Annotated in this window: 2 protein-coding genes; one reads left to right on the forward strand and one right to left on the reverse strand. The window is 57.9% G+C overall.

The window, feature by feature from the left end; genetic code table 11:
- On the forward strand, positions 1-710 hold a 710-nt coding region (rsmJ, locus tag HMPREF9538_RS19330; protein WP_009484490.1), incomplete at its 5' end, for a 16S rRNA (guanine(1516)-N(2))-methyltransferase RsmJ.
- A gap of 127 nt (positions 711-837) precedes the next feature.
- Here rsmJ and dtpB read toward each other — a convergent pair.
- A complete protein-coding gene (dtpB, locus tag HMPREF9538_RS19325; RefSeq protein WP_002921264.1) occupies positions 838-2310 on the reverse strand; it encodes a dipeptide/tripeptide permease DtpB in 1473 nt (490 codons plus the stop codon).
- Between the last annotated feature and the right edge of the window lie 226 nt (positions 2311-2536).

Here is a 2536-nt window from a genome sequence, read left to right on the forward strand (position 1 = left end):
CCTTATCTGTTTTAGCCGCCCGCTGGGGGCTGGAGCAGGATGACGGTAACCCGATGGCGCTGGTGCTGACGACGGAGCATCTGGAGCTACGCAAGCGCGATGAGCCCAAGCTTGGCGGCATCTTCGTCGATTTCGTCGGCGGGGCGATGGCCCACCGGCGCAAGTTTGGCGGCGGCCGCGGCGAAGCGGTGGCTAAAGCGGTGGGTATTAAAGGCGATTACCTGCCGGATGTCGTCGATGCGACGGCCGGGCTGGGACGCGATGCCTTTGTGCTGGCGTCGGTCGGCTGTCGCGTGCGGATGCTGGAGCGTAATCCGGTGGTCGCCGCGCTGCTCGATGATGGCCTGGCGCGCGGCTATGCTGACGCGGAAATCGGCGGCTGGCTGCAGGAGCGGCTGCAGCTGATCCACGCCTCCAGCCTGACGGCGTTAACCGATATCACCCCGCGCCCGCAGGTGGTGTACCTCGATCCGATGTTCCCGCATAAGCAGAAAAGCGCGCTGGTGAAGAAAGAGATGCGCGTCTTTCAGTCGCTGGTGGGGCCGGATTTAGACGCCGATGGTCTGTTGGCCCCGGCGCGCCAGCTGGCAACTAAGCGGGTGGTGGTGAAGCGCCCGGATTATGCGCCGCCGCTGGCGGATGTCGCCACGCCGAATGCGGTGGTGACCAAAGGGCATCGGTTTGATATTTACGCCGGTACGCCGGCGTAATTTTTCGCCGTTGTGATATCACCCGGATAGCGGGCAAAGCGCCTTATCCGGGCTACCAAATTGTAGCGCGAGCCGGGAACCGCAATATTTAAACAAACGGCGCCAGCGGATCGGCCATCTCAAACGGTTACTCGGCGCTGGCCGGTGTATTAATCATCCGGTTCAGCCACGGCACCATCAGCGCCATTACCACCGTGACGCCCAGCGTCACCAGGCCAATTTTACTGAACACATTGGTGTAGACCGGCAGGGTCTGCAGCGGGTCGGTGATGTTTTCCGGCACCGCGGTAAAGGTCGCCACATAGCCGCCCAGCAGGAAAGCGGCGGCCTGGGTCAGAAACCACATCCCCAGAATAAAGCCCATCAGATGCTGCGGCACCAGCGCGGCAACCATCGCCAGCCCCAGAGCGCTGATTAACAGTTCCCCCAGACTCTGGAACAGATAAACCAGCACAATAAACCACGGCGAGGTTAACCCCTGGGCGTCGGCGAACCACATCCCGGCGGCTGCGGCGGTCAGGAAGCCCAGCGCGCAGAGGAACATCCCGAGGGTAAATTTCACCGGCATGGTCAGGTCTTTACCCTTATGACCGAGATGGGTGTAGATCGCCGCCAGCACCGGGCTGGCGACCACTACCCAGAAGGGATTCAGCGCCTGGAAGCTGACCGGGTTGATGGTAAAGCCAAGGATCTCATGATGGACGTTGTTGATGGCGAAGAAGTTCAGCGAGGTCGGCATCTGGGCATACAGAATGTAAAACAGCACCGCCTCGATCATCAGAATAAAGGCGACGAACATTTTGTTGCGTCCAGTTTTATCGAGGCGAAACGCCTCACGGAAAAAGAACGCAATAACCACGACCGACAGAACAATCAGCACCAGGTTGGCGATCATCACGTTATGCATCAGCCAGGCGCAGAGAAAAATCATTACCACCGTACCGGCCAGCACCAGCGCCAGATTGCGTAGGCTGAGGGGGCGATGATCCGGCTCGGAGCCAATATCTTTCACCATCCCGCGGCAGGCGAAGTAGACCAGCAGCGCGATAATCAGCCCCGCGCCGCACAGGTTATAGGTTACCGCGTAGCCAAATTTTTCGGCGATCACCGGCGCCAGCGACAGCGACAGCAGCGAACCGATGTTTATCGACATATAGAACAGGGTAAATGCCCCGTCGAGACGGGCATCCTTCGGCGGATAGCATTTGGAGAGCAGGCTCGCCGGGTTGGCTTTAAACAAACCGTTGCCGACGGCGATGGTGCCGAGAGCGATAAAGATCAGCTGCGGTTTCAGCAGCGACATCCCGGTCATAAAGTAGCCGATAGCCAGCACAATGGCGCCGAGCACCAGCGTGCGTTTGGTCCCCAGCAAATGGTCGCCCACGTAGCCGCCGATGGAGATCAGCCCGTAAACCAGCGCCGCGAAGGCGCCGAAGGTGATAAAGGCCTGTTCCTGAGAGAAGCCCAGCTGTTTAACAAAGAAGACCGCCAGGATCCCCTGAACGCCGTAATAGCCAAAACGTTCCCAGAGCTCCACAAAGAAGATCATAAAGAACGGACGAGGTTGCTGCAGCAAGCCCGTAGGTGCAGTTGTATTCATATTCCTTCGCCTTGTATTACTTTCCCAAAAAGTATGAACGCGTATGCCAGAACGCGCCGAAAATGTCTGATAACTCGCCATGCTGCGGTTATTGGCTTATGGAATAGATTATTATATAGATATTTCGCCGAATAACTGGTTGATCACACTAATTGAATGGCGATTTTATGGATTGAAGTTCTGCCGCATGGCGAGGGAAAGCGAAAATAAAAAACGCCCCCCCCCC

The sequence above is a fragment of the Klebsiella sp. MS 92-3 genome, assembly GCF_000195655.1.
In the GTDB taxonomy this organism is placed as follows: Bacteria; Pseudomonadota; Gammaproteobacteria; order Enterobacterales; family Enterobacteriaceae; genus Klebsiella; species Klebsiella pneumoniae.